Consider the following 24924-nt stretch of genomic DNA (forward strand, 5'->3'; position numbering starts at 1 on the left):
ACCCGTAGCAGTCGCTGGCATCGACGCAAACGACATGACACCGCAAGAGGCGTAACTGGGTGAAACCTCTACGCACAATACTCGGAGCTGCAACCAGCTCCGACAAGATCATCGCCCTCGCTGAGGGCGATGATCCAAGAGTCGTCGAAGGCGCCCTGAAGGCCCGCTCTGAAGGGGTCGCCCGAATTATCCTTATTGGTGAGCAGGCCAAGGTCAAAGCTGAACTGGCAAAGCAAGGCGGTTCGGATGTTGATGGGATCGAAATTCACGACCCCAACAGCTCTTCTCTGACCGAGTCCTTCGCCGCGGAACTGCATGAACTGCGCAAGCATAAGGGCATGACGCCCGAGCAGGCCCGAGAGCAGATCACGAAACGCCTGAACTATGCCGCGATGCTGGTTCACAAGGGGCTGGCCGATGGAACTGTCGGCGGCGCGGTAGAAACAACATCGGACACCGTCCGTGCAGCCTTGCAAATCATTGGCAAAGCACCTGATGCCGCCATGGTTTCGAGCTTCTTCCTGATGCTTTATTGCCGCGATCATCATTCCGTAAGGGGCGCTCATATCTTTGCGGATTGCGGTCTGGTTGTTGATCCGAACGAAGAAGAGCTGGCGGCAATCGCCCGTGCCTCGGCAGCATCCTACCACGCATTGACGAATGAAACGCCACGCGTGGCGATGCTGTCATTCTCGACCACAGGCAGTGCCAAACATCCAAAAGTGTCAAAGGTCGTCGAGGCAACACAGATTGCCAAGGCTGCGGACCCGGATCTGCTGATCGATGGTGAACTGCAGTTTGACGCAGCCTTTGTTCCGGAAGTAGCGGCCAAGAAAGCGGCAGCTTCTCCGTTGCAGGGCCAAGCAAATGTCTTTGTTTTTCCAAATCTCGACGCTGGCAACCTTGGCTACAAGATTGCGCAACGTATCGGCGGCGCCGAGGCGATCGGACCAGTCCTGCAAGGATTAGCGAAACCTGCAAATGACCTCTCGCGCGGTTGCTCGGCCGAAGATGTCCTGCACATGGTGGCGGTGACCGCAGTCCAGGCGCAAACCTCCCAAACCCGAAAGGATGTTTCCTAAACTCGGGCGAAGCAAAATAATGTTCCGATTTTTCCACCGGGTATGGAAAGATCGGTTCAATAGCCACAGGGACCCAAATGAACCAGCCAATCATCGACACATCGCCAAAGGTTTCAGACGAAATCCGGCGAACCACTTGCTACATGTGTGCCTGCCGCTGCGGCATCAATGTGCACATGAAAGACGGCAAGGTTGCCTATATCGAAGGCAACCGCGATCACCCTGTAAACAAGGGTGTGTTATGTGCCAAAGGCTCGGCTGGCATCATGCAGGTCAACGCCCCATCGCGGCTACGCGCACCGCTAAAGCGGGTGGGGCCGCGCGGTTCCGGCGAATTCGAAGAGATCAGCTGGGATGAGGCGCTTGAAATCGCGGTTGGTTGGCTAAAGCCAATCCGCGAGGACAATCCCGAAAAGCTTGCGTTTTTTACTGGCCGCGACCAGAGCCAAAGCTTCACCAGTTTCTGGGCGCAGAACTTCGGCACCTGTAACTATGCAGCCCATGGCGGGTTCTGTTCCGTGAACATGGCCGCTGGTGGTATCTACACGATGGGCGGCGCGTTCTGGGAATTCGGTCAACCCGACTGGGATCACACCAAGCTATTCATGTTGTTTGGAGTAGCCGAGGACCACGACTCGAACCCAATCAAGATGGGCATCGGCAAGATCAAGGCGCGCGGCGCGCGTGTGATCGGTGTCAACCCGATCCGGTCTGGCTATAACGCTGTTGCCGACGACTGGGTCGGGATCACTCCCGGCACCGATGGCCTTTTCATCTTGTCGATGATCCATGTGCTGATGAAAGCGGGTAAGATCGATCTCGACTACCTCAGCCGTTACACCAATGCTCCGGTTCTGATCGACGCGGCCGAAGGCCCGACCAAAGGTCTGTTCCTGCGCGATGCGGATGGCAAACCGCTGGTCGTCGACCGCAACACAGGCGAGTTGACCGCCTTCGACAAGCCCGGCGTCCGCCCGGACCTGTCGGCCACCTATGAAAAGGATGGCGTCACCCACCGTCCGGTCTTCCACCTGATGGCCGAGCGCTATCTCAGCGACGAATACGCCCCCGAAAAGGTGGCCGAACAGTGCGGCATTCCCGCCACCCGCATCCGCGCAATCGCCGGCGAACTGGCCCGCGTCGCCTTTGACGAGGCGTTTGAACTGGATCACGAATGGACCGATTTCCGTGGTGAGAAACACACCAAGATGATCGGCCGCCCCGTCGCCATGCACTCGATGCGCGGCGTATCGGCCCATGCCAACGGTTTTCAGACCTGCCGCGCGCTGCATGTTCTGCAGATCATCCTCGGCACTGTCGAGGTTCCCGGCGGCTTCCGCTTCAAACCGCCCTACCCCAAGCCGGTCGAGGCACACCCGACACCGCACTGCAAGGTGACGCCAAACTCGCCGCTGGATGGCCCGCATCTGGGCTTTGTTCAGGGCCCCGAGCACCTGGCGCTGAAAGAAGATGGCAGCCCCGCGCGGATCGACAAGGCATTCACCTGGGAAAACCCGATGTCCAGCCACGGGCTGATGCATATGGTGATCTCGAACGCGCATGCGGGCGACCCCTACAAGATCGACACGCTGTTCATGTACATGGCCAATATGTCCTGGAACTCGACCATGAACACCAAAGGTGTCATGGAGATGCTGACGGACAAGGATGAGAACGGCGATTATGTAATCCCGCACATCATCTATTCCGACGCCTACTCCTCGGAAATGGTGGCTTATGCTGACCTGATCCTGCCGGACACCACTTATCTGGAGCGCCACGACTGTATCTCGCTGCTTGACCGCCCGATCTGTGAGGCCGAGGCAGCAGCAGACGCCATCCGCTGGCCCGTGATAGAACCCGACCGAGACGTGCGCGGCTTCCAATCGGTGCTCATCGATCTGGCCAACCGGTTGGAATTGCCAGGCTTTACCAAAGAGGATGGCAGCGCCAAATGGGTCGATTATGCGGACTATATCGTCAATCACGAACGTAAGCCCGGCATCGGTCCCCTCGCCGGCTTCCGTGGTGAAAATGGCGACAAGGAAGGTCGTGGCGAGGTCAATCCAGACCAGCTGAACCGTTACATTGAGAACGGTGGCTTTTACGTGGCGCATATTCCCGAAGGTGCGGATTACTACAAACCGTGGAACACGGCCTATCAGGACTGGGCCGTTGGCATGGGTATCTATGACAGCCCGCAGCCTTACCTGTTCCAGCTGTATTCCGAACCGATGCGCAAATTCCAATTGGCCGCCGAAGGCCATGGTGAGCGTCAACCGCCGGACCATCTGCGCGCGCGGATCAAGGAAACGCTGGACCCGATGCCGATCTGGTATGAAACCGACCAGCACGGCAACGAAGGCTTCACCGTCAACGCCCTGACCCAGCGCCCTATGGCCATGTACCACAGCTGGGGTACCCAAAACGCGTGGCTGCGTCAGCTGCACGGACGCAACCCTCTCTATGTTCCGACAAAACTGATGCGCGAGCATGGGCTGCAGGATGGCGACTGGGCAAAAGTGACGTCTCCGCATGGTGAGATCACGGTTCCGGTCATGGAAATGGCGGCACTGAACGAAAACACCGTCTGGACCTGGAACGCCATCGGCAAGCGCAAAGGCGCGTGGGCGCTGCAAGAGGACGCACCCGAGGCGACCAAGGGCTTCCTGCTGAACCACCTGATCCACGAGCTTCTGCCGCCTAAGGGTGACGGTTTGCGATGGGCTAACTCTGACCCGATCACCGGTCAGGCTGCGTGGTTCGACCTCAAAGTGAAAATCGAAAAAGCTGCGCCACCTTCGGATGCAGAAAGCCAACCCGAGTTCGATCCAATTAAATCGCCGGTTGGCACCGGCCCCAAAGACTTGGCGTGGAAGGTAGGCAAATGACCCAACTCCCCCAATCCACTGAACGCAAGATGGGTCTGGTCATCGATCTAGACACCTGCGTCGGCTGCCACGCCTGCGTGATTTCGTGCAAAGGCTGGAACACCGAAAATTACGGCGCACCCCTGTCAGATCAGGACGCTTATGGCGCCAACCCATCAGGGACCTTCCTGAACCGAGTGCATTCCTACGAAGTGCAGCCCGAGCAGGGTCATGCCCAGCTCATCCACTTTCCCAAATCCTGCCTGCATTGCGAAGACGCGCCCTGTGTCACCGTTTGTCCCACAGGGGCCAGCTACAAGCGGGTCGAGGACGGTATCGTGCTGGTGAACGAAAGCGATTGCATCGGCTGCGGCCTGTGCGCGTGGTCCTGCCCTTACGGTGCACGTGAACTGGATCAGGCCGAAGGCGTGATGAAAAAGTGCACCCTCTGCGTTGACCGGATCTATAACGAAAACCTGCCCGAAGTAGATCGTGTCCCGTCATGCGTTCGCACCTGCCCCGCCGGAGCGCGACATTTTGGCGATCTTGGTGACCCGGACAGCGATGTCAGCAAACTGGTCGCAGACCGTGGAGGCATGGATCTTATGCCCGAAATGGGCACCAAGCCGGTCAACAAATACCTGCCGCCGCGCCCCAAGGATCAGGTCGAAGAACAAATCGACATCCTGGCACCGCTGCTGGCCCCGGTCGCTGAGGAGTCCAAAGGGTTCCTGGGCTGGCTGGACAAAGCGCTCGACAAAATTCCCGGAGGAGCGAACTGATGCATCCCGCACCTTCAGTCATCATCTTCACGACCTTTTCGGGTCTGGGCTTTGGGCTCTTGTTTTTCCTGGGCCTCGGCCAACCGCCGGTCACTGGCTTTGTCGCCTTCGTATTCTACGCCATCGCCTATGCGCTGGCGGTGGGCGGTCTTCTGGCGTCGACATTTCATCTGGGCCATCCGGAACGCGCATGGAAAGCCTTCAGCCAATGGAAATCCAGCTGGCTCAGCCGCGAGGGCGTCTGCGCAGTTGCCGCGCTTATCATTATGGGTCTCTATGCGCTTGGAGCAGTGTTCCTGCAAAGCCACTGGACATTGCTGGGCTGGGTCGGTGCGATACTCAGCCTTGCTACCGTCTTCACCACCTCAATGATCTACACTCAGCTCAAGACCATCCCACGCTGGAACATGAATCTTACACCAGCCATGTTTCTGTCCTTTAGCCTGGCGGGCGGTGCGCTGTTATCAGGGGCTGAAACACTTGCCCCCTGGCTGCTTGCAATAGCGGGCGCAATTCAGCTGGCATACTGGGCCAAGGGTGATCAAGCCTTGGCAAGCTCCGGCACCAATCTGGGCACAGCAACTGGTCTTGGGGATCGTGGCACCGTTCGGGCGTTCGAACCACCGCATACCGGAACCAACTATCTGCTGCGTGAATTCGTCCATGTCGTGGGCCGCAAACACGCTCAGAAGCTGCGTGTGATTTCATTCGTTCTTGCGTTTGTCCTGCCCTTACTGCTGATCCTGACACCGGTCGCGGGGGTCGCGATCAAGCATGTTTTTGCGCTGCTTGCCGTACTGTCACATCTGACCGGGGTTGTGGTCTCGCGCTGGCTGTTCTTTGCTCAAGCCGAACATGTGGTCGGGTTGTACTACGGTAAACGATAATCTGATTAAGAGCCTCGGTAACGAGGCTCTTTTTTTACCAACCATGTCACAAACCCGGTGGCCCGCCCGTCCTGTTTTTGTTCAAATCAAAACAGGAGAATTCGATGTCCCCCCGGATCAATCATTTTGCCGTCGCACCTGAACTGCTGCAACCAATGCTCGACATGGAGGAGCGCCTGCGTGCCTCAGGGTTGGAGCATAGTCTGAATGAACTCGTCAAACTCAGGGTTTCACAGATCAATGGCTGCGCCTATTGCATTCACATGCACACGCACGACGCCCGAACCAATGGTGAGAGCGAAGATCGCCTGCACCTTCTGAACGCCTGGCATGAGTCTTCGCTTTATTCAGAACGTGAACGCGCCGCTCTTGCATGGGCCGAAGCCCTGACCCGCGTTGAAACCAATCGGGCTCCGGACGATGTGTATGAGACGATGGCGAAGTATTTTTCGGAACACGAGCAGGTCGCACTGACTTTGGTGGTCACCACCATCAATGCATGGAATCGTCTGGCGATCGGATTTGCAGTTCCTCACCCCGACACCACTAAGGCCACAGCAGCGTGACACAGACGGGTCCACAGCCTAAAGAACAGGCTTTTGTCGATATGCAACCGCGACTTTTCGCGGTTGCATATCGCATGCTCGGATCAGTCAGCGACGCTGAGGACATCGTACAGGACGCCTATCTGCGCTGGCAGCGGGTCGAGTTCGATCAGGTACGAGATAAAACGGGTTACTTGATCCGGATCGTAACGCGCCTTTGTCTCGACCAGCTGCGCGCAGCACGAACAGTACGTGAGACCTATCCCGGTGAGTGGTTGCCGGAACCTCTGATCACTGACGATTCGACAGAGCGGCTGGATCGCGATGTTTCGGTCGCGCTCTTGATGGCATTGGAACGTTTGTCACCGCTCGAACGCGCGGCCTTCCTTCTTCATGACGTTTTCGAGCACTCTTATGAAGAGCTTTCAGAAACGCTCAAACGCAGTCAGAGCAGTTGTCGTCAACTCGTCAGCCGTGCGCGCAAACATGTCGAACAGGTCAAGCCACGGGTTCGGGTTGAACGTGAGCATGGTGAGGAACTGGCCAAAGCGTTTTTCAGCGCTGCAAAAAGTGGAGATACAAAGCACCTGACTGCTCTTCTGGCGCGCGATGTTCAATTGCACTCGGACGGTGGTGGAAAGATCATCGCAACTCTGAACCCGATCTATGGACGAGACAAAGTCACTCGTTTCTTTTCCGGGCTGGCACGAAAGCCGTCAGCACCACGTTCATTCCGATGGGCATTTTGTTGGTTGAATGGTTTGCCCGCAATCATCAACCGCGAGCCCGGAGGCTCATTGCAGGCAACATCACTGAAGATCGAGGATGGGCAGATTGCGGAGATCTACATGGTCCGCAATCCGGACAAAACTCAGCATCTGGAAGATCTGCTGGATAAACAGGGCCTGCTTTAGCCAGCAGACCCTGACAGCTGAATCTACACCAGTCCGGCGTGCGCCATGGCCTTGTCGATGGCCGATTTTGTGCTGTCCTCAAGTGTGGTCAGCGGCGAACGAACCTCTTCACTGCAACGGTCCAGCTTGCTGAGGGCGTATTTGGCACCCACGAGACCGGGTTCGATAAAGATAGCCTCATGCAGAGGCATCAGACGATCCTGATACTCCAGCGCTTTCGCATAGTCGCCATTCAGCGTTGCCTGCTGGAATTCAGCGCAAAGCTTGGGCGCAACATTGGCAGTGACCGAGATACAACCCACACCCCCATGCGCATTGAAGCCCAGCGCCGTCGCGTCTTCGCCAGACAGCTGGCAGAAATCCGTGCCACAGCTGGCACGTTGCTGGCTGACACGCGCCAGATCACCGGTGGCATCCTTGACGCCGACAATGCGCGGCAGCTGAGCCAGCTCACCCATCGTGGCAGGTGTCATGTCGATGACAGAACGACCCGGGATATTGTAGATGATGATCGGAATATCCGCGCAGTCGTGCAGTGCACGGAAATGCGTGATCAGTCCCTTCTGGGTCGGCTTGTTATAGTAGGGGGTCACAACCAGAGCCGCCGCCGCACCAACCTTTTGAGCGAATCGCACAAAGCGGATTGCTTCGACGGTATTGTTGGATCCAGCACCTGCAATGACTGGCACGCGCCCTGCCGCCGCTTTCACAACCTCTTCGACCACGACCTCGTGTTCTTCGTGGCTCAGTGTGGGGCTTTCACCGGTTGTCCCAACAGGCACAAGTCCGGTCGAACCTTCCTGAATCTGCCATTCCACCAATTGTTTGAGCGTATCCAGGTCCAACTCGCCGTTGCGGAACGGGGTGACGAGAGCTGGCATCGAGCCTTTGAACATGGAGCGCTCCTTAGCGTGCAGTTTGCAGATTTTGCGTCCCGGTCCGTCACGATTTTGAGTTTGTGAGTTGATCCCGGTGGCGCAAGGTTTATCCTGCATGGCTGTATCCTTGGTTGGTTGGGAAATGCAAGGGATGACACGCATTCTGTCACTTATGATCGCCGTGATTCTGGCTTCGGTGTTGCAGGTTCAGGCTGCCCGCGCCGATGCGGCTGCGGATTTACGCGCCGCGCTGTATCAAATGCGGAAAGGCGATTGGAACGAAGCACTGCGGGTGGCTGGTGCGCGTGGCTCCGTCTCGCGCGACATCATTGTCTGGCATTGGCTGCGCGAGGGTTTTGGCAGTTCGGGCGACGTGCTTGTGTTTCTTGACCGCCGTCCTGACTGGCCCGGTCTGGCGTGGCTCCGCCGCAAGAGCGAACCCTCCTTCACCGGTGCTGACCCGGATCGGGTCTTAAAGTTCTATTCGGACACTCCCCCGCAATCTGCCGAGGGCGCCCTGAACTATGCCGTGGCCTTGATGGCCAAGGGGCGTCAGGGTGATGCTGAGGCAGATATCGTGGCTGCGTGGCGCACGATGCCCATGGGGTCGGGACTGCAGGGTGACTATCTGGAAAACTTCGGCAAGTTGCTGAAACCACATCACGAGGCGCGCTTGGATCGTCTATTATGGGATGGTCATCTGGTCAGCGCCAAACGGATGCTGCCGCTTGTAAGTTCCGATCAACGCAAACTGGCCGAAGCGCGCATTGCGCTGCAGGAACGTGCGCCAGGTGTAGACAGCAAGATTTCGGCTATACCAAAATCGCTCACATCATCGCCGGGCTTGGCATTCGACCGTTTCGTTTGGCGGGATCGGAAAGAACTGGATGACAGCGCAATCGATCTGATGCTGGAACGCTCGACCAGCCCAAAGTCGTTGGGCGAACCGGATAAGTGGGCCGAAGGGCGACGCCGGCTGGCCCGGCTGGAAATGCGCAACGGGGACGCAAACCGCGCTTATGCCATCGCTGCAAACCATCACATGACGCCTGAAATGGGCTATGGTTATGCCGATCTGGAGTGGCTGGCGGGATTCCTTGCTCTCCGCAAGTTGGATGATCCGGCGACAGCTGTGCGGCATTTCCAGAATTTCTCGGACGCTGTCGCATCACCGATCTCCAAAGGCCGTGGCGGGTATTGGCTGGGTCGCGCCTATGCCGCGCAAGGTGACGCCGAGAAAGCCTATGAGGCCTATGCGGTCGGAGCTGACTATCAGACCTCATTCTATGGTCTGCTTGCAGCCGAGCAGATCGGTCGCCCATTCGACAGCGAATTGGCGAACCCGCGCCGCGCGCCTCATTGGAAACAAGCGGAGTTCACGAAATCCAGCGTGTTGGAAGCCGGGTTGCTACTGCATGCGGCCGGGGAGCCAAACCTGTCCGAACGCTTTCTGACACATCTGGTCGAAGAACTTGATCAGGTTCAGGCCAATCAGCTTGGGGATCTCGCGCTTGAGCTGAAAGAGCCCCACCTCGCCGTAATGATCGCCAAACGCGCCGCTAAAACCGGTGTTGTCCTGCCTGCAGCCTATTACCCGGTGCATCCGGTGGCTGATATGGGCCTGCCGATGGCCAAAGAGATGACGCTGGCCATTGCCCGTCGCGAAAGCGAATTCGATCCGGTAGTCATCAGCGGGGCCGGCGCCCGTGGACTGATGCAGGTCATGCCAGCCACTGCGAAACTGGTCGCAAAGGATCTGGGTATCCTCAGCGGCCATCAGACCGGTCGACTGACCACTGACTGGCAGTACAACGCCAAACTGGGGGCAAACTATCTGGCTGGGTTGGCCGAGGATTTCAACGGCAACATCGTCATGATGGCTGCAGGTTATAATGCAGGACCAAGGCGACCCATCTCATGGATGGAGCGCTATGGCGATCCCCGCGCCGGAGAGATTGACGTGGTGGATTGGATCGAAACGATCCCCTTCAACGAGACCCGGAACTACGTGATGCGGGTCGCCGAAAGCCTACCAGTTTATCGGGCACGACTGGGTCAACCTGCCTTGCCCGTTCCGTTTACAGAAGAACTGAACGGCTCAACCTTGTCGTCTTTCGCGCCATAGGGTGAACAACCCGGCTGCGACCACCAATGCAGCGCCAATTACGACTGCAGGTCGCAGCGTTTCGCCAAAGATCGAGATGCCCAGAATGGCGCTCCAAACCAGATGGAAATAAGCAAAGGGCTGAACTGCGCTGGCCTCGGCCATCTCATAGCATTTGATCAGCAACCAGTGACCCAACACACCACTGACGCAAAGCAACGCCATCCACAGCCAGTCCGGGCGGGCCATCGGTTCCCAGAACCACATGCCCACCGCAGTCATCGCGACCGCACCGACAATACCTGTCCAGAAAAAGCTGGTGGCTGAGCTGTCACGCCGGGCGACATATCGGGTCAGTAGTCCATAAATTGCAAACATCAGGGCCGAAATCAGCGGTATGATTGCCCAGGGGTTGAACACCCCAACACCCGGTTCGAGGATGATAAGCACACCGATGCATCCTACCCCGATAGCCGCCCACCGGCGCCAACCAACCTTTTCGCCCAGCACCGGTCCGCTAAGCGCCGCAACCAACAGTGGGTAGCAAATGAAAACGGCCATACTGTCGATCAGACCAAGGACAGTGAAACCATAAACAGCAACACAGATTTCACCCGCCAGCAACACACCACGCAGAATCTGCAGACCTGGTTGGCTTGTCTGTGTGGCGGCCTTCAGACCACCCGGCGCACGCGCTGCAAGCGCTATAACAAAGGCGGCAAAGAACCAGTACCGGATCATCACGACCATATAAGTATTGTAGGTGCCTGCCAGATGACGTGAAACGCCGTCCTGTAGTGCGAAGACGATGGTTGCCGCGATCATCAGAGCGATACCTGCGCGGCTGTTGTTCTGCTGTGTCATGCTTTGACTGCCTGCGTCATGTGCCGCTTGCGGCCATATCCGGAACATCGCGTAACGGCAAAGCCAGCCTCTTCAAGTCCCCTGCGGACAAAGCCAGCAGCGGTATAGGTCGCAGCCGTTCCACCCGTCGCTGTGTGATCCGCAACCTGCTGCATCAGATCTGCTTCCCACAATTCGGGATTCTTCGCGGGAGAAAATCCATCAAGAAACCAGGCATTTGCACTGCCCGTCCAGCAGGACAAAGTCTGGCGTGCATCGCCTTCGATGACCTCCAGATGCAGCGTATCCAGATCGCATGTTTTACCATTCCAGGCTGCCAGGAATCTCTCGCTCCAAGGCGACAACTCGGGAAAAGCTTGCAGCGCGCGATCCATGTCTTCTAACGCCATTGGGAAAGCTTCAAAGCTGGTGAAAGACAAAGGAGTGGTTTGCCCCGATCTCTCCCACTCGGACCAGACCGTAAGCATATTGAGGCCAGTGCCAAATCCCAGCTCGGCAATCCGGAATCCGGGTACAAAACGCGCTGGCAAATCATTCCCCGCCAGAAAGACATGGCGTGTTTCCTCCAGCCCGTTCTGAAGCGAGTAATAGGGGTCGTCGAAACGGTCCGAGACGGGAATCTGGTCCTCCGTCCAAGTCAATTTGGCGCGCTGGTTTGCCATCGGGTATTCCTGTAGCTAAGCGACGCGACACTGAAGAAGGAAAAAGGGATTGGCAATGGTCGATGTGACGGTTCGCGGTGCAGGAATTTTCGGCCTGTCCATCGCCTGGACCTGCGCCCGTCGCGGCGCAAGGGTACAGATTGTTGACCCCTTCGGCCCCGGCGCGGGATCAAGCGGGGGGTTGGTCGGTGCATTGGCCCCACATGTTCCTGAAAACTGGAATGCCAAAAAGGCGTTTCAGTTTGAAAGCCTGATCATGGCCGAACCATTCTGGAAGCAGGTCGAAGCGACCGGAGGTGTGTCGCCCGGCTACGCTCGTCTGGGCCGCATTCAACCGATCCCGGATCAGCGCAGTCTGGAACTTGCACAACAACGTCATGTCACGGCGCAAGAGCTTTGGCACGGTAAAGCGGAATGGCGTGTGGTCGAAGCGGCTGCGGAAGGTGCATGGTGCCCTCCAACCCCGACCGGTTACGTCATTCACGACACTCTGACAGCACGCATGCATCCGCGCCGCGCATGTGCCGCTCTGGTCGCCGCTCTCGCGGTGATGGGAGTTGAAGTTGTGACAGAAGCGCAGGACAAGGGGCGCATCATTCACGCGACCGGAGTCGCCGGGCTGCAGGAGCTTAGCGAAGCCCTTGGTAAAACCGTTGGGAACGGGGTCAAAGGACAGGCGGCTTTGCTGCGGTTTGATGCGGGCGAGGTACCTCAGCTATTCGCGGATGCGATCCATATCGTCCCCCACGCCGATGGAACTCTGGCAATCGGCTCCACATCGGAACGCGATTATAATGACCCCACTGGTACGGACGATGCATTGGATGACGTGATCGAGCGAGCGATGCGCGCAGTCCCGGTGTTGCACGGCGCCGAAGTTATAGAACGCTGGGCTGGTGTCAGACCGCGCAGCAAGAGCCGGGCACCAATGCTGGGTCAGCACCCCCTTTATTCGGGGCAATTCATTGCAAATGGTGGTTTCAAGATCGGGTTTGGCATGGCCCCGAAAGTCGCAGAGGTGATGGCAGATCTGATTCTGGAGGACCGCGATACGATCCCCGAGGATTTCAGACCTGACGCCTCACTCTGATCGCGGTACTGCCACCGCTTGCATGCACTGACGACCATCCGGGCCGCGTACCCAAAGGTCTTGCCCATTGCGACAGAACAGAGCGGTTTCAAAATGCATAAGCGGTGACGACGCTCTGAATGAAAACTCGGCCAAGGGTCCCATAACTTCGGTCGCAAGCAGCATCAGATGTTGGGCCAATAGCGGACCGTGAACCACCAGCCCGGCATACCCTTCGACATCGCGGGCATAGTCCAGATCATAGTGGATACGGTGACCGTTGAACGTCAGTGCCGAATAGCGAAACAACAATGTGGAATCGAAGCTGATATCGCGGCTATCCGTTTCATCGGCCCGGGCCGTGGGCGGGGTCGGCTTTGTTGCGTCAGGGACAGGATCTTCACGATAGACGAGGTCCTGCAACTCGGTCAGACGCAAAGTACCCTCCTGCCAGATTTCATGCCTGAGCGTGACAAAACCCAGCGGGCCGGTTCTTCCGGTTTTAGAGCTTGCGCTCTCCAGCTCCGACCGTCGCTCTGCCTCGACCCCCGCCTTCAGGGGGGATTGGAACTGCAATCGCCCGCCGGCCCACATGCGGCGTGGCAATCCCATGTCCGGGATCAATCCGGCCCCACCAACCTTCGGGTGCCCATCCCTTCCCAATCCGGAAGGCGGTTGAGGGGACCAGAAGTAGAGCTGGTGGAAAAACGGCGGAAGCGGCGACCCGTGTGCGATCGAAGCCGCCTGCCCCAGCGCCACCTGAAAAGCGGCAGCCCGGGCAGGATCCATTACATCGCTTTGCGTTTCGGTCGGTGTTTTGTTCGTCATACCGGCAGCTTAGGCCCCGTCAGATGGCGGAACAAGCGGCAAGGTATGGTCAGAATCCCACTTCGGCACGAAGCTTTTTCATCAGGGAGTGAAGCGATTTCTCATATCGCTCATTTGTCAGCTTGCCCTGTTCATCAAACTCATTCGAACTGTCGGCAATATGAATCTCAGGACCCTGCAGAATTCGGGGTTGGAACGGAACCATATAGGCACGCAGGATCATCTGGGCACGTTCACCACCTGCCCGACCTGCGGCAGCGGACATGACGGCAACGGGCTTGTCCGCCCACGGCCGCCCATCCGTCCGGCTCACCCAGTCCAGCGCGTTCTTCAACACACCAGAAGGGCCTTTGTTATATTCCGGGGTTGAGATGACCACAGCGTGGGCCTGCGCAATCTGATCAGCCAGCACCTGAACCTTTTTCGGGATCCCCTCGCCATCTTCCAGATCACCATCATACAAAGGCAAGTCCAGATCAGCCTCGATGTAGGTTCCGGGCTCAAACAGCCGTGCTGCTTCGCGCACAAGTTTGCGGTTGGTTGCGCTTTGGCGCAGCGAGCCGGACAGGGCCAGAAGGATTGGTTCAGACATTATGGGGAACTCCGTCAGTCAAATTTCCGGTAGTTTAGCCAAGTCATTACCGCACTGCAGCCCAATTGACGCGCAGTCACTGTGCAAAAAAGGGGCCTGGCAGGCCCCCTTTGATCATAGCGACTGCGTAGGGATTACGTGTTGCCGCTGGGCACAACTACGATTTCAACCCGACGGTTCTGAGCTTTGCCTTCTGCCGTCAGGTTCGAAGCGATCGGGTTATTCTCACCTTGCCCGACTGTCGTGATGCGGCTGTAGCTGACACCATTTGCCTGAAGAATGTCCGCCACCGCATTTGCGCGCCGTTCTGACAAACGCAGGTTATAGGCGGCTTCACCATCGCTGTCCGTGTGGCCGATAATCTGGACGTTAGAGTTGGGGTAGTTGACCAGATTCTGACCGACCCGGACCAGGTCCGACCGCAGCGCCGGACGCACGGTTGAACTGTCCGTATCAAATGTAATGTCGTTTGGCACTGTCACGATCAACCGGTCGCCCGCATTTACGATTGTGATGCCATCATTGGCCAATTGCTGGCGCAATTCAGCCGCCTGCCGGTCCAGTTGATTGCCGATCAGGCCACCACCGGCCGCCCCTACCGCAGCGCCTGCCAAAGCACCCAATCCAGGGTTTGAATCATTTGCAATGGCGCCGACGCCAGCACCGATCAGGCCGCCCAGCAGAGCACCCTGTTTTGCGTTCTGGTTCGGATCGTTCTGCACAGTCAGGGTACCCGGGTCAGTACATGCGCCCAGAACAAGGGCCGAACACAGTCCTGCCGACAGAACAAACTTGGAAATCGTCATGGAATCACCTTCTGCTCCACTACCCGTTAGCCGGGTTTGCCTCTTTGGCGCAGTATAGCATGGCAGTCATAAGCGGGCTCAAGCAACAATGCAGTGAGATCGGCAAATACCTGCCGTCTACTCTGCGGCAGCATAGGTCTCCCATTGGTTTTGCTCCTGCCAGATGGCACGCAGATGCTGCCCCTGTCCGCAAAAGTGATCGTCGATCAGGTCGCAGGACCAGATCCGGTCAGTGCGAAAATGGCGAAATCCGTTCCTCATCTCGCACCAAGCAGCCAGCATGGTGCATTCGATATGGTAGATCAGCGCGACAGGTCGCACGATCCTCTCTGTGCGCTCATCCTTGGCATTTACATAGGTGATGCGAATCTTCTGCTCGGCCCGGATGGCTTCGCGATAGTTTACTACGGGCACGCATCCCTTTTCCGGATCATCAAGCGGCGCCCCCCAAGGCGCAACCTGTAGCCAGTCGGCCGGATCACGCAGCGCTTCGATCTTGCGACACACGCGGTCTGCTGCCTGCTGTAGGGTACTGTCACCCGTTCGGGCCAGCATCGACAATCCCACCCACAGCGCCTCGACCTCTTCCGCGTCGAAATTCAGTGGCGGCAGATCATAGCCTCGCCGCATCAGATATCCCACACCAGCTTCGCCTTCTATCGGCGTACGCTGGGATTGCAGCGCAGCAATATCGCGATAGACCGTGCGCACCGACACTTCGAGCTTGTCCGCCAAGGCCTCAGCCGTCACCGGCGCATCAGCTGCGCGCAGAATCTGAATGATCTCGAACAAACGGGTCGAACGGCGCATGTCTCACTCCTAGCGGTCTGCTGACACTTTAGCACACCCCCCTGACAAGGTGGTGTCAGGAGTGATGGGCGAAGCTTGGTCAAACACAAGAAAGGAGATTGGATATGCCAAGCCGGGACAATCACGTCATGATGACCTTGCAACTGGGCCGCTGGGCGCAGGATCATACACTGCGCGCCTATGAGATTGAGCGCGAGATTATGGCTGATCGGCAGCCACGGTTCGCTAGCCCCAAAAAACGCACCAAACGATTCTCGCTGGGAAATCTGAAAATGTTGTGGAGCAGCACAGCCTAGCGATGCTCAGAAATCTGCTGCTGCCCTGAACTTCATCGACATGCCATCTTCGGGATGCTTCAATCGCAGTTCTTCGGAATGCAGCATTAGCCGTTCGAAATCCCGAGCCGGGCCATCAGAATAGAATGGGTCCCCCAGTATCGGATGCCCTAGCGCCTGCATATGAACGCGCAACTGATGTGATCGGCCGGTTTTGGGAAACAGGCGAATGCGCGTGGTATCGCCCTCATGCTTTACCACGCGCCAGTCGGTCACCGCGGGCTTTCCGGTTTCGTGACACACCATCTGCAAAGGACGATTTGGCCAGTCGACAATCAGCGGCAAATCAACCGTCCCTGTCTTGGGCTCGACACTGCCCCAGACCCGCGCGACATAGGTCTTGCGGGTCTGACGTTTTTCAAACTGTAGGCTCAGATGGCGTTGCGCATGGGGTGATTGCGCAAAAACCATTACACCAGATGTATCCCGATCCAAACGATGCACCAGCAACGCCTGCGGAAACGCAGCCTGAACGCGGGTTAGCAGGCAATCGGCCAGATGCTCTCCCCGCCCCGGCACAGACAACAGGCCAGAGGGTTTGTTCACCACGATCAACTGCGCATCTTCATGCAGCACGTCCAACGGGGTTGTCGGGGGATTATAGGTCTCGCTCATGCGCGCCTGCCTAGCGCAGCGCGCAACCTCTCGCAACGTCGTCCTTGCCCAGATCCCTGGCTTAGGCGAATCTGACCTCAACGGAGAGGAGAATTCATGCACCCGACTATTGAGCGAATGCAGGAGGTTGTCGCCAAAGGAGACGAAAACCTGATCCACGAGCTGCTGGCCGAAGATGTACGTTTTATGCCGCCAACCTACTATAAAACATGGACCGGTCGTGCGCCGGTGGCAGCTGTGCTCGGCCATGTGGGAAAGGTGTTCTCGGACTTTCGCTATCGCCGGATCATGGGGCAGGGCAACGATTGGGCGCTGGAGTTTCAGTGCAAGGTCGGAGAGCTGGATGCCATTGGCGTCGATCTGATCACACTCAACGAGGATGGACTGATCCAGGAGTTCGAGGTGGTAATGCGCCCCTACAAAACCATCGGCGCGTTGCGGGATGCTATGAATGCCCGGGTTATGACCGATGCCCGTTTCCTTGAATATCGCGAAGCTTTGTCCTGACAATGCCCGGCCCTATCGCCGCTGATCAGATCCTACGTGTTCCCTTGTTGCCGCTGTTGGCAGCGCAGGGCCTGTCCGTTCGGCGCAATGCGCAATTGCTCCCGGAACCAACAGGCCCACGCGAAGGGCGCGAAGGGCGAGGGCCACGGCTGCGATTGCTGATCGCCGGGGACAGCTCTGCCGCAGGTGTCGGTGCCGGAACCCAAAAGCAGGCTTTGTCCGGACAACTGGTGCGGCAACTGGGCAAACACTACACCGTCGAGTGGCGGCTGGAGGCTACCACCGGCCATACCACCCGTGACACCATTGAACGGTTGCAAAACATCGAAGGTCGTTACGATGTCGCTGTAACCGCGTTGGGTGTGAATGATGTCACCCGCGCGGTTACCAAAGCGCAGTTCGTGCACAGGCAAACCCGGTTGCTGAAGCTGCTGACGGAAACCCTGGGAATCCGTCGCATAGTGCTTACCGGCGTTCCTCAGATGCACCGGTTTCCAGCCTTGCCGCAACCATTGGCCTGGGTACTAGGTAGACAGGCAGGTCGGCTTGACCACGGGTTGCAGCAGGTTGCGGCGTCTTTTACGCAAGCCCGTCACCTTTCGCTGGATTTACCCGATGACCCGGCACTGGCCGCACCGGATGGATATCATCCAAGCCCCAAGGCTTATGCGATCTGGGCAGAGGAAGTGGCGCAGATCATCCGTGATCAAGGCTGAGCCCGCATCTGCCGCACCATCGGAATAGAATAGATTACCAGTGCTGCCCAAATCATAGGAAACGCAATCATGCGGCCCCGGTCAATGTGTTCTCCGAACAGTGTGATCGCGGTGATGAAGATCATGGTTGGTGCAATGTATTGCAGGATGCCCATTGTCGACAGGCGCACCAGCTTGGCCCCATTCGCATAGATCAACAACGGGACTGCAGTCACCACGCCCGCACCGGCCAGCAAAAGTGTATCAGTTGTTGCGGCGCCGAAATGCCCGGTGCCTTGTGCACCCAACCACGTGACATAGGCGAGCGCCGGGATCAGCAGGATCAGCACTTCGAGCAGAAAACCCTGATTGGGACCGATCGGAAGCGACCTCTTGAAGAAAGCGTAGAAACCCCAACTGACCATAAGACCCAATGCGGCCCAGGGGAGTTTTCCTGCCTCAAGCACCAGAACAAGGACACCCAGCGCAGCCAGTGCCACAGCTGCCAATTGCGTTCGGTTCAGCGGCTCACGCAGAAGGATCGCGCCCAGTGCGATGCTGAACAGAGGGTTGATGTAGTAGCCCAGCGCCGCATCCAACGCATTGCCGCTGGCGATTGCCCAAACATAAATCGCCCAGTTGACCGAGATCAGGGCTGCAGTCAGACAGGCCATTCCAAGCATTTTTGGATTGCGCAAAGCCGCCTTCAGATCGCGGGTACGTCCCAGCGCAATCAGCAATAGCCCTGCAATGGGGATCGACCAGATGATCCGGTGCGCCACGACCTCGACCGGAGAGATGTGCGCCATCGCCTTCATGTAGAGCGGAAGGAACCCCCAAAGAAGGTAGGCCGTAATGGCCAGCGCCAAACCCTTAGGGGTGTCGACATTCTCTGGTTTCACAGGTTCAGTCATGGTTTGTCTCCGCATGATACCGTTTGTCTTTACGGCACGTCGAGCGGGTAAGGGAACTGCGAAAACTGTGAGGTAGGGTATCAAGAAAATTGATAAGTTGCAGTCACTGGCAGTCTGCGAACCACAAACGAAAAACGGGGCGCATGAAGCGCCCCGCTCAACTACTCACCGTGAGGGATCAGACCTTCACGCGTTCGGATTTTGGATCGTACATCGGCTTTAGCGAAGCCTCGGCCTTCACTTTCACACCGCAAACGTCGATCTCATATGTCGACGCCAGCACGTCGGCCGCTTTTTCGCCTTCGCAAGGCACATAACCCAGACCGATGGCGCCACCCAGCGTATGACCATAATTGCCCGAGCTGAGATAGCCGACGTATTCACCGTCACGGATGATCGGCTCGTTGTGGAACAGCAGCGGTTCGGCTTCGGTCAGCTTGAACTGGACCAGACGGTTTTTCGGGCCGCTTTCCTTGCGCGCGATCACTGCCTCTCGGCCGATGAAGTCGCTGCCTTTGTCCACCTTGACCGCAAAACCCAGCCCCGCATCAACAACGTGATCTTCGCAGGTGATGTCGTGGCCAAAGTGGCGGAAGCCCTTTTCGATCCGAGCGCTGTCCATCATGTGCATGCCGCACAGTTTCAGGCCCACGTCCTGCCCCGCTTCGTGCAGGGTTTCAAACACGTGACCAGCCATGTCGGAGGAGACATAGATTTCCCAACCAAGCTCACCAACGTAGGTAACACGGTGTGCGCGTGCCAGGCCCATGCCGATCTCGATTTCCTGTGCAGTGCCAAAGGGATTGGTCGCGTTGGTAAAATCGTTCGGCGAAACCTTCTCGAGCAGAGTGCGTGCGTTGGGGCCCATCACCGCCAGAACACCTTCACCCGCTGTCACATCTGTGATGACCACGTTGAAGTTGCCCGCGTGACGCTGCATCCAGGTCTGATCCGCCAGACGAGTCGCTGCTGGGGTAACCACCAGATACGACGTTTCAGTCAGACGCGTTACAGTAACGTCAGCTTCGATCCCACCGGTCCGGTTGAGGAACTGGGTGTAAACGATCTTGCCGTTCGGCACCGAGTAATCGCCGCCGCCTACGTAGTTCATGAATGCTTCGGCATCCGGGCCTTCGACCCGGATCTTACCGAACGAAGACATGTCGTACATGCCAACGTTTTCGCGCACGGCTTTGTGTTCAGCGGCCGAGTTCTCGAACCAGTTCTGACGCTTCCAGCTGTACTGGTACTCCCGCTCCTGCCCTTCATTCGCAAACCAGTTGGCACGTTCCCAACCTGCAAGCTCACCAAATACGGCACCCTGTTCTTTCAGGTGATGATGGAAAGGAGTACGGCGCACACCACGTGCCGTGGCCTTTTGACGATAGGGATAGTGATCGGCATAAAGCAGGCCCAGCGTTTCTTTCGAACGCTCAAACAGGTATTGTTTGTTGCCCTGGAACGGTTGCATCCGGCTAATGTCTACATCGCCCAGATCAAAAGGTTTCTCTCCGGTATCCATCCACTCAGCCAGTGCCATACCCGCACCACCAGCAGATTGAATCCCGATCGAGTTGAAGCCTGCCGCGATCCAGACATTATCCATCTCAGGTGCCAGACCCAAGTGATACGCATCATCCGGCGTGAAGGATTCAGGACCGTTGAAGAAGGTATGAATGCCCGCTTCGGCCAGCATCGGCATCCGGTTACAGGCCGCTTCGAGGATCGGTTCAAAGTGATCGAAGTCTTCGGGCAACTGGTCGAACTCGAACGTATCCGGGATACCGTCCATGGCCCAAGGCTTGGCGTTGGGCTCAAATGCGCCCAGCAGAATTTTCCCGGCGTCTTCCTTGTAATAGGCGCATTCGTCTGGAACCCGCAGAACCGGCAGTTGGGACAGTCCATCGATGTTTTCGGTCACGATGTAGAAATGCTCGCAGGCGTGTAGCGGTACGTTAACACCAGCCATGCGACCAACTTCATGCCCCCACATGCCGGCACAGTTCACAACCATATCGCATTCGATGTGACCCGAGGCGCTGCCGTCATCGGCAACCCAGTCGACGCCGGTTACATTGCGCCCGTCTTTGACGATATCGGTGACCTTCACGCGTTCCTTCACGATACCGCCACGCTGACGCGCACCTTTGGCCAGAGCCAGCGCAATATTGGCCGGGTCGCCCTGACCGTCGAGCGGCAGATGAACAGCGCCCTTGACCCCTTCGAGGTTCAGATGGGGATACAATTCCTGCACACGCTCGTTGGAAATCTCTTCAACTTCGACACCAAAGGCGCGAGCCATAGCTGCCTGACGGTAAATCTCTTCCTTGCGCTCTTCGGTCAGTGCCACAGTGATTGAGCCGTTGCGCTTGAAGCCGGTTGCGACGCCGGTCTCTTCTTCAAGCGAGCCGTAGAGCTCCTGGCTATACTTTGCCAGCTTGGTCATGTTCGCTGTTGCCCGCAACTGGGCGATCAGACCCGCTGCGTGCCAGGTCGTACCGGACGTCAGCTGCTTGCGTTCCAACAGGACGACATCAGTCCAGCCCTTTTTCGTCAGGTGATAGGCAACAGAACATCCGATCACACCGCCGCCAACAATGACCACACGGGCTTTGGTAGGAAGATCAACCATGGTGAAGACTCCGAATTTTAGCTGAATTCTGACTGACACGAATTGCCGACAGAAAACCCATCAAAAACGTCAGAGCATCCGTAATAATCACCGATGTGAGGCTTGCCGCTTTTCTCGCCGTAGAACAAATGGCGTAATGCCAAAGTAACTCTTGTAGACAGAAGAGAATCCGTTGGGAAAGCCGCAGGCGAGTCCGATCTCGCGAACACTCATGGTCGTGTTCAGAAGCAGATTGTTGGCCTTGGCCAGACGCATTTCACGATAGAACCCGTTGGGAGTTGTCCCGAAAAACGATTTGAACTTTCGCTCAAGTGACCTGTTTGAAAGATGCAGTTCCTCAACGATCCGGTTGATCGGCAAAGGCTCTTCAATGTTTGCCTGCATAAGCTTGATACACTGATCCAGCTTGGCGTCTCCGGTTGCGGTGTTTTTGGCACCCGAAAATGGCTGCATTGACGAAAAGTCGCGAATATTCTCATGCAACATAATGTCGGCAACCGTCATCTTGGCCGGTCCGGAAATGTGACGCCCGATCACGGCCAAAGCAATATCCGTCGTGGCCTCCATCCCTGCACAGGTGACGACCCCACCCTGTTCGGTTGCGATTGACAGCTTGGCTTCAAACTGAGCTCCGCGTTCCCGCAGGAATGATGCGTTTTCCCAATGGGTTGCCAGATCAGCTGTCCCTTGCTCTTTGATGTAGCGACTGGCCGCCTCGGCCAGCAGAAACACCTGCGCGCCGCGATAGGTATAATCCGATACAATTCGCCCAAGCGACAGATCCGGCTGATCCGGATCAGAATTGCCAATCACGAACAGATAATCCGCTTCCGGCTGTGCAGATACGCCTTTGGTCGAAATCATTGCAGCACTGCTGCTTTCAATCGGCCCGCCCCTGATCGAACGATAGGTATAAGTAAAAGGTGGATGTGGGCAAACGCGGTTAGCAAGACGTATGACCTCGACCAAAGAGGCCAATTCCAGCAGCACATATCCAGGCGCCACCAGAATATCGAAGTGTTTCTGCTTCGTCTTGTTTGGCGATTCATCCGGCCTTTTATTGGCAGCCATCATCCTCTCCTCAAACGATTCGATGCCCGGCATTGCGCAGGTTTTGGGCTAGTGTTTCGATGTGGTCTGGGCCAACTTCGCAGCATCCACCCACAATCGTTGCGCCTTGGGCAATCCACGTCATCGCGTGTTCTGCATAGGCTTCCGGTCCGAGATCTTTGCGTTGCTCAAGCGCATCGACAGTTGGCGCGTCTTTCAGAAACCCCTCGGAGATACGCGTGAACCCATTTGCGTAGGCACCAAACGGGCGACCCGCTTCCGATACTATATCCAGCGCAGCCGGAATCGCCTCGGGTCGGGAGCAGTTGATCAGAACGGCCTCGACATCAAAACGCTCAATCACCGGAATGATATCAGCTAGTGCCTCACCTGAACGCAGGTGGGTGCCGTCTTCATCCATAACGGTCAACGCCAGCCAGACAGGCTTGCCACAGCCCTGAGTTCCTCGCAGCGCACCTTCCGCCTCTTGCAGTGACGACACGGTTTCGATGAGAAACAGATCGACACGATCCGCCATCTTACGAACGATTTCCGAGTACCTTTCCGCGGCTTCGTCCGGATCCGGTTTCAGATCCGGGCGATATGAGGCAAGCAACGGACCGAGTGATCCGGCGATGCGGCCTTCAGCCCCCTCACGCGCCTTTTCGGCTTGCGAAACTGCCGTGTCGATCAGAGAATCCATCTGATCTTCCATTCCAACGCGTACGAGGCGGGACCGATGCACTGCATAGGTGTTGGTCGTGGCTATGGTCGCACCCCGCCGGAAGTATTCAGCATGAACATCACCGACCAAATCGGGGTAATCAATCATGACACGCGTCGACCAAAGCGGTGTCGCTCTGTCACCGCTGCGCTTTACCAGCTCCTGACCGATCGAACCGTCGAGCAGAGTTATGTCAGCCATGGATCAGCCTCCTTAAGGGATCAGGACAAGTTTTCCCGCAAGCGCCTTGGATTGGAAATCCTCCTGCGCTTTCGCAATTTCGTTCAACGGGTAGGTTTTTGAGATCAGGGGTTTGATCTGGCCTTCGTTCATCATTGCGACAAGGCGACCGAAGACCTCATAGGCCTGATGGGTGCATCCGTGGATGGTAATGTCACGCAGGTAGATTTCGCGCAGGTCCGCCTCGACAATCGGACCGGCAATTGCGCCGGACACGGCATAGTGCCCGCCGGGCTTCACCGCGCGTATGAGACCGGGCCAAGCAGGTCCACCAACGACATCAATTACTACGTCGAACATATCTTTGGGAAGGTTGGCATCGCGGGCAAATGTGTCCGTTGCACCCTGCCCTATGACAAAATCGGCCTTGGCTGAGCTGGTCACCCCCCAGACAGCGGCACCGCGTAACGCCGCCAACTGCACAGCCGCCAATCCCACACCGCCGGATGCGCCGGTAACCAGAACTTTGTGTCCTGCAGTTACGCCTGCGCGCGTCAGCAGGTTTTCAGCTGTCCCAAAAGCACACGGGATTGCAGCAATCTCGACGTCAGTCAGCGGGGATGCAGAAACATCATAGAGATCGTCCGCTTCGACCAGACAATATTGGGCAAATGCACCGTCGATCTCAGAACCCAACGCTATGAACCCCTGCGGATTTCCGGGGCGCGGGCGCGGCAAATTGATAGGACAGGTAACGCGCTGGCCAGGATCAAAGGAAACACTCGATCCGACCGCCGCGACAATCCCGCACAGATCACCACCCTGAATGCGTGGAAAAGCGAGGGCACCGCCCCAACCGCCTGCCTCGACATCCTGTTCAACAGCATCCGTCGCAGCTGTCACATCAGACGAGTACCATCCGATCCGGGTATTGATATCCGTGTTGTTGACCCCTGCTGCAGCAACTTTGACCAGAACCTGACCGGGTCCGGGCGTTGGAACAGGGATATCGTCCCTCCATTCCAGCACCTCCGGCCCGCCGTGACGGGTCAGGTAAACTCCGGACATTGTCTTTGGTGTTGCCATGACGTCCCTTTCAGACAGTGTCGTCGGGATGCGCGGGAACCGGTCCCATGGGGATGATGTCATAGCGACTGTTGAGTTCGGCCATCTTGGCCTCGTCTGCAAAATCAGCCTCAGTCATTGTTGCAAGTTCAGCCAGAAACCCGTCGAAACCCGAAGGCTGAAAGATCATCAGCATCCGGGCCGGAGCGTTATTGGCGACGCGACAGGCATGCGGTACGCCGGGCGGAACATGCATTGTCGTCCCTTGCTTGCAGCAATGCCAATCCCCATCGACATAGAAATCGACCTCGCCCTCAAGAAAATAAAAGGTTTCGGCATGCGTATCATGCCGATGCAAACCCAGCGCAAAGCTGGATTTGAGATTGTCCTCCATGAGCGTATAGGCGCCACCGGTGTCCTGACCGGACACTTTGACAAAGGTATGATCGTTTTCCCAGTCATAGTTGGGACCCTCACCGGGTCCCAGTTTGGCGTACCTTGTGCCCATGGAGGC

At 57.2% G+C, this 24924-nt stretch carries 25 protein-coding genes; 11 read left to right on the forward strand and 14 right to left on the reverse strand.

The genetic code is table 11. The features are described from left to right. Window positions 1-59: 59 nt before the first annotated feature. From pta to GOX61_RS20645, 6 genes are all read left to right on the forward strand, one after another. On the forward strand, window positions 60-1082 hold the full coding sequence (gene pta, locus GOX61_RS20620) for a phosphate acetyltransferase (protein WP_170336763.1): 1023 nt from the start codon (window positions 60-62) through the stop codon (window positions 1080-1082). Between the two features lie 77 nt (window positions 1083-1159). Continuing rightward, the gene (locus GOX61_RS20625; protein ID WP_170336765.1) at window positions 1160-3973 is read left to right on the forward strand and encodes a molybdopterin oxidoreductase family protein; all 2814 of its coding nucleotides are present in this window, start codon (window positions 1160-1162) and stop codon (window positions 3971-3973) included. Beyond that, window positions 3970-4734 carry a 4Fe-4S dicluster domain-containing protein gene (locus GOX61_RS20630; RefSeq protein WP_170336767.1) on the forward strand — a complete coding sequence of 255 codons (765 nt, stop codon included), beginning with the start codon at window positions 3970-3972 and terminating at the stop codon, window positions 4732-4734. Before GOX61_RS20625 ends, GOX61_RS20630 begins: the two co-directional genes overlap by 4 nt. Then, complete coding sequence (locus GOX61_RS20635) at window positions 4734-5621, forward strand: dimethyl sulfoxide reductase anchor subunit family protein (RefSeq protein ID WP_170336769.1); 888 nt, start codon at window positions 4734-4736, stop codon at window positions 5619-5621. The genes GOX61_RS20630 and GOX61_RS20635 overlap by 1 nt, the downstream gene beginning before the upstream one ends. A 104-nt stretch (window positions 5622-5725) precedes the next feature. Beyond that, the gene (locus GOX61_RS20640) at window positions 5726-6187 is read left to right on the forward strand and encodes a carboxymuconolactone decarboxylase family protein (protein ID WP_170336771.1); all 462 of its coding nucleotides are present in this window, start codon (window positions 5726-5728) and stop codon (window positions 6185-6187) included. Next, entirely contained in the window at window positions 6184-7080 is an 897-nt protein-coding gene (locus tag GOX61_RS20645; RefSeq protein ID WP_367646992.1) for a sigma-70 family RNA polymerase sigma factor, read from the forward strand. The genes GOX61_RS20640 and GOX61_RS20645 overlap by 4 nt, the downstream gene beginning before the upstream one ends. A 23-nt stretch (window positions 7081-7103) precedes the next feature. Here GOX61_RS20645 and dapA read toward each other — a convergent pair whose 3' ends face one another. Then, a complete protein-coding gene (dapA, locus tag GOX61_RS20650) occupies window positions 7104-7976 on the reverse strand; it encodes a 4-hydroxy-tetrahydrodipicolinate synthase (protein ID WP_170336967.1) in 873 nt (290 codons plus the stop codon). A gap of 133 nt (window positions 7977-8109) precedes the next feature. Here dapA and GOX61_RS20655 point away from each other — a divergent pair, with 133 nt between their 5' ends. Next, complete coding sequence (locus GOX61_RS20655; RefSeq protein WP_170336773.1) at window positions 8110-10083, forward strand: lytic transglycosylase domain-containing protein; 1974 nt, start codon at window positions 8110-8112, stop codon at window positions 10081-10083. Here GOX61_RS20655 and GOX61_RS20660 read toward each other — a convergent pair. Next, a complete protein-coding gene (locus tag GOX61_RS20660) occupies window positions 10057-10926 on the reverse strand; it encodes a DMT family transporter (RefSeq protein WP_155145741.1) in 870 nt (289 codons plus the stop codon). The two genes, GOX61_RS20655 and GOX61_RS20660, sit on opposite strands and share 27 nt — an antisense overlap. Next, complete coding sequence (mnmD, locus tag GOX61_RS20665; RefSeq protein WP_170336775.1) at window positions 10923-11588, reverse strand: tRNA (5-methylaminomethyl-2-thiouridine)(34)-methyltransferase MnmD; 666 nt, start codon at window positions 11586-11588, stop codon at window positions 10923-10925. The genes GOX61_RS20660 and mnmD overlap by 4 nt, the downstream gene beginning before the upstream one ends. 55 nt (window positions 11589-11643) lie before the next feature. On the opposite strand from mnmD, the gene GOX61_RS20670 reads away from it, so the two are divergent. Next, the gene (locus GOX61_RS20670; protein ID WP_170336777.1) at window positions 11644-12678 is read left to right on the forward strand and encodes an NAD(P)/FAD-dependent oxidoreductase; all 1035 of its coding nucleotides are present in this window, start codon (window positions 11644-11646) and stop codon (window positions 12676-12678) included. Here GOX61_RS20670 and GOX61_RS20675 read toward each other — a convergent pair. The 4 genes from GOX61_RS20675 to GOX61_RS20690 all read right to left on the reverse strand — a co-directional run bounded on the left by GOX61_RS20675 (window position 12670) and on the right by GOX61_RS20690 (window position 15693). Then, a complete protein-coding gene (locus tag GOX61_RS20675) occupies window positions 12670-13485 on the reverse strand; it encodes an FAS1-like dehydratase domain-containing protein (RefSeq protein ID WP_170336779.1) in 816 nt (271 codons plus the stop codon). The genes GOX61_RS20670 and GOX61_RS20675 overlap by 9 nt on opposite strands. 49 nt (window positions 13486-13534) lie before the next feature. Then, window positions 13535-14077 (reverse strand): NADPH-dependent FMN reductase, encoded by a 543-nt coding sequence (locus GOX61_RS20680; protein WP_170336781.1) that lies wholly within the window; start codon window positions 14075-14077, stop codon window positions 13535-13537. Between the two features lie 134 nt (window positions 14078-14211). Then, window positions 14212-14883: an OmpA family protein gene (locus GOX61_RS20685; protein WP_155145750.1), complete on the reverse strand. Its 672-nt coding sequence runs from the start codon at window positions 14881-14883 to the stop codon at window positions 14212-14214. 117 nt (window positions 14884-15000) lie between these two features. Further along, window positions 15001-15693: a helix-turn-helix transcriptional regulator gene (locus tag GOX61_RS20690; RefSeq protein ID WP_170336783.1), complete on the reverse strand. Its 693-nt coding sequence runs from the start codon at window positions 15691-15693 to the stop codon at window positions 15001-15003. A 104-nt stretch (window positions 15694-15797) separates the two neighbouring features. Here GOX61_RS20690 and GOX61_RS20695 point away from each other — a divergent pair, with 104 nt between their 5' ends. Continuing rightward, entirely contained in the window at window positions 15798-15989 is a 192-nt protein-coding gene (locus GOX61_RS20695; protein ID WP_155145754.1) for a hypothetical protein, read from the forward strand. A 6-nt stretch (window positions 15990-15995) separates the two neighbouring features. Here GOX61_RS20695 and GOX61_RS20700 read toward each other — a convergent pair whose 3' ends face one another. Further along, window positions 15996-16643, reverse strand: coding sequence for an RluA family pseudouridine synthase (locus GOX61_RS20700; protein ID WP_170336785.1), 648 nt, complete (start codon window positions 16641-16643; stop codon window positions 15996-15998). Window positions 16644-16739: 96 nt separating this feature from the next. Between GOX61_RS20700 and GOX61_RS20705 the strand changes: the two genes are divergently transcribed. Then, entirely contained in the window at window positions 16740-17150 is a 411-nt protein-coding gene (locus GOX61_RS20705) for a nuclear transport factor 2 family protein (protein ID WP_170336787.1), read from the forward strand. Between the two features lie 2 nt (window positions 17151-17152). Beyond that, entirely contained in the window at window positions 17153-17866 is a 714-nt protein-coding gene (locus GOX61_RS20710) for an SGNH/GDSL hydrolase family protein (RefSeq protein ID WP_170336789.1), read from the forward strand. Here the strand turns inward: GOX61_RS20710 and rarD are convergent. The 6 genes from rarD to GOX61_RS20740 all read right to left on the reverse strand — a co-directional run bounded on the left by rarD (window position 17857) and on the right by GOX61_RS20740 (window position 24918). Further along, window positions 17857-18759 carry an EamA family transporter RarD gene (rarD, locus tag GOX61_RS20715; RefSeq protein ID WP_170336791.1) on the reverse strand — a complete coding sequence of 301 codons (903 nt, stop codon included), beginning with the start codon at window positions 18757-18759 and terminating at the stop codon, window positions 17857-17859. The genes GOX61_RS20710 and rarD overlap by 10 nt on opposite strands. Before the next feature lie 178 nt (window positions 18760-18937). Continuing rightward, window positions 18938-21391: a GcvT family protein gene (locus tag GOX61_RS20720; protein ID WP_170336793.1), complete on the reverse strand. Its 2454-nt coding sequence runs from the start codon at window positions 21389-21391 to the stop codon at window positions 18938-18940. Window positions 21392-21478: 87 nt separating this feature from the next. After that, window positions 21479-22462 (reverse strand): GlxA family transcriptional regulator, encoded by a 984-nt coding sequence (locus GOX61_RS20725; protein ID WP_170336794.1) that lies wholly within the window; start codon window positions 22460-22462, stop codon window positions 21479-21481. A gap of 10 nt (window positions 22463-22472) precedes the next feature. Further along, window positions 22473-23366 (reverse strand): homocysteine S-methyltransferase family protein, encoded by an 894-nt coding sequence (locus GOX61_RS20730; protein ID WP_170336796.1) that lies wholly within the window; start codon window positions 23364-23366, stop codon window positions 22473-22475. A gap of 12 nt (window positions 23367-23378) precedes the next feature. After that, window positions 23379-24431: an alcohol dehydrogenase family protein gene (locus GOX61_RS20735; protein ID WP_170336969.1), complete on the reverse strand. Its 1053-nt coding sequence runs from the start codon at window positions 24429-24431 to the stop codon at window positions 23379-23381. A 10-nt stretch (window positions 24432-24441) separates the two neighbouring features. Then, window positions 24442-24918 (reverse strand): cupin domain-containing protein, encoded by a 477-nt coding sequence (locus GOX61_RS20740; RefSeq protein ID WP_170336798.1) that lies wholly within the window; start codon window positions 24916-24918, stop codon window positions 24442-24444. Window positions 24919-24924: the final 6 nt, after the last annotated feature.

Source organism: Ruegeria arenilitoris (assembly GCF_013030265.1).
In the GTDB taxonomy this organism is placed as follows: Bacteria; Pseudomonadota; Alphaproteobacteria; order Rhodobacterales; family Rhodobacteraceae; genus Ruegeria; species Ruegeria arenilitoris_E.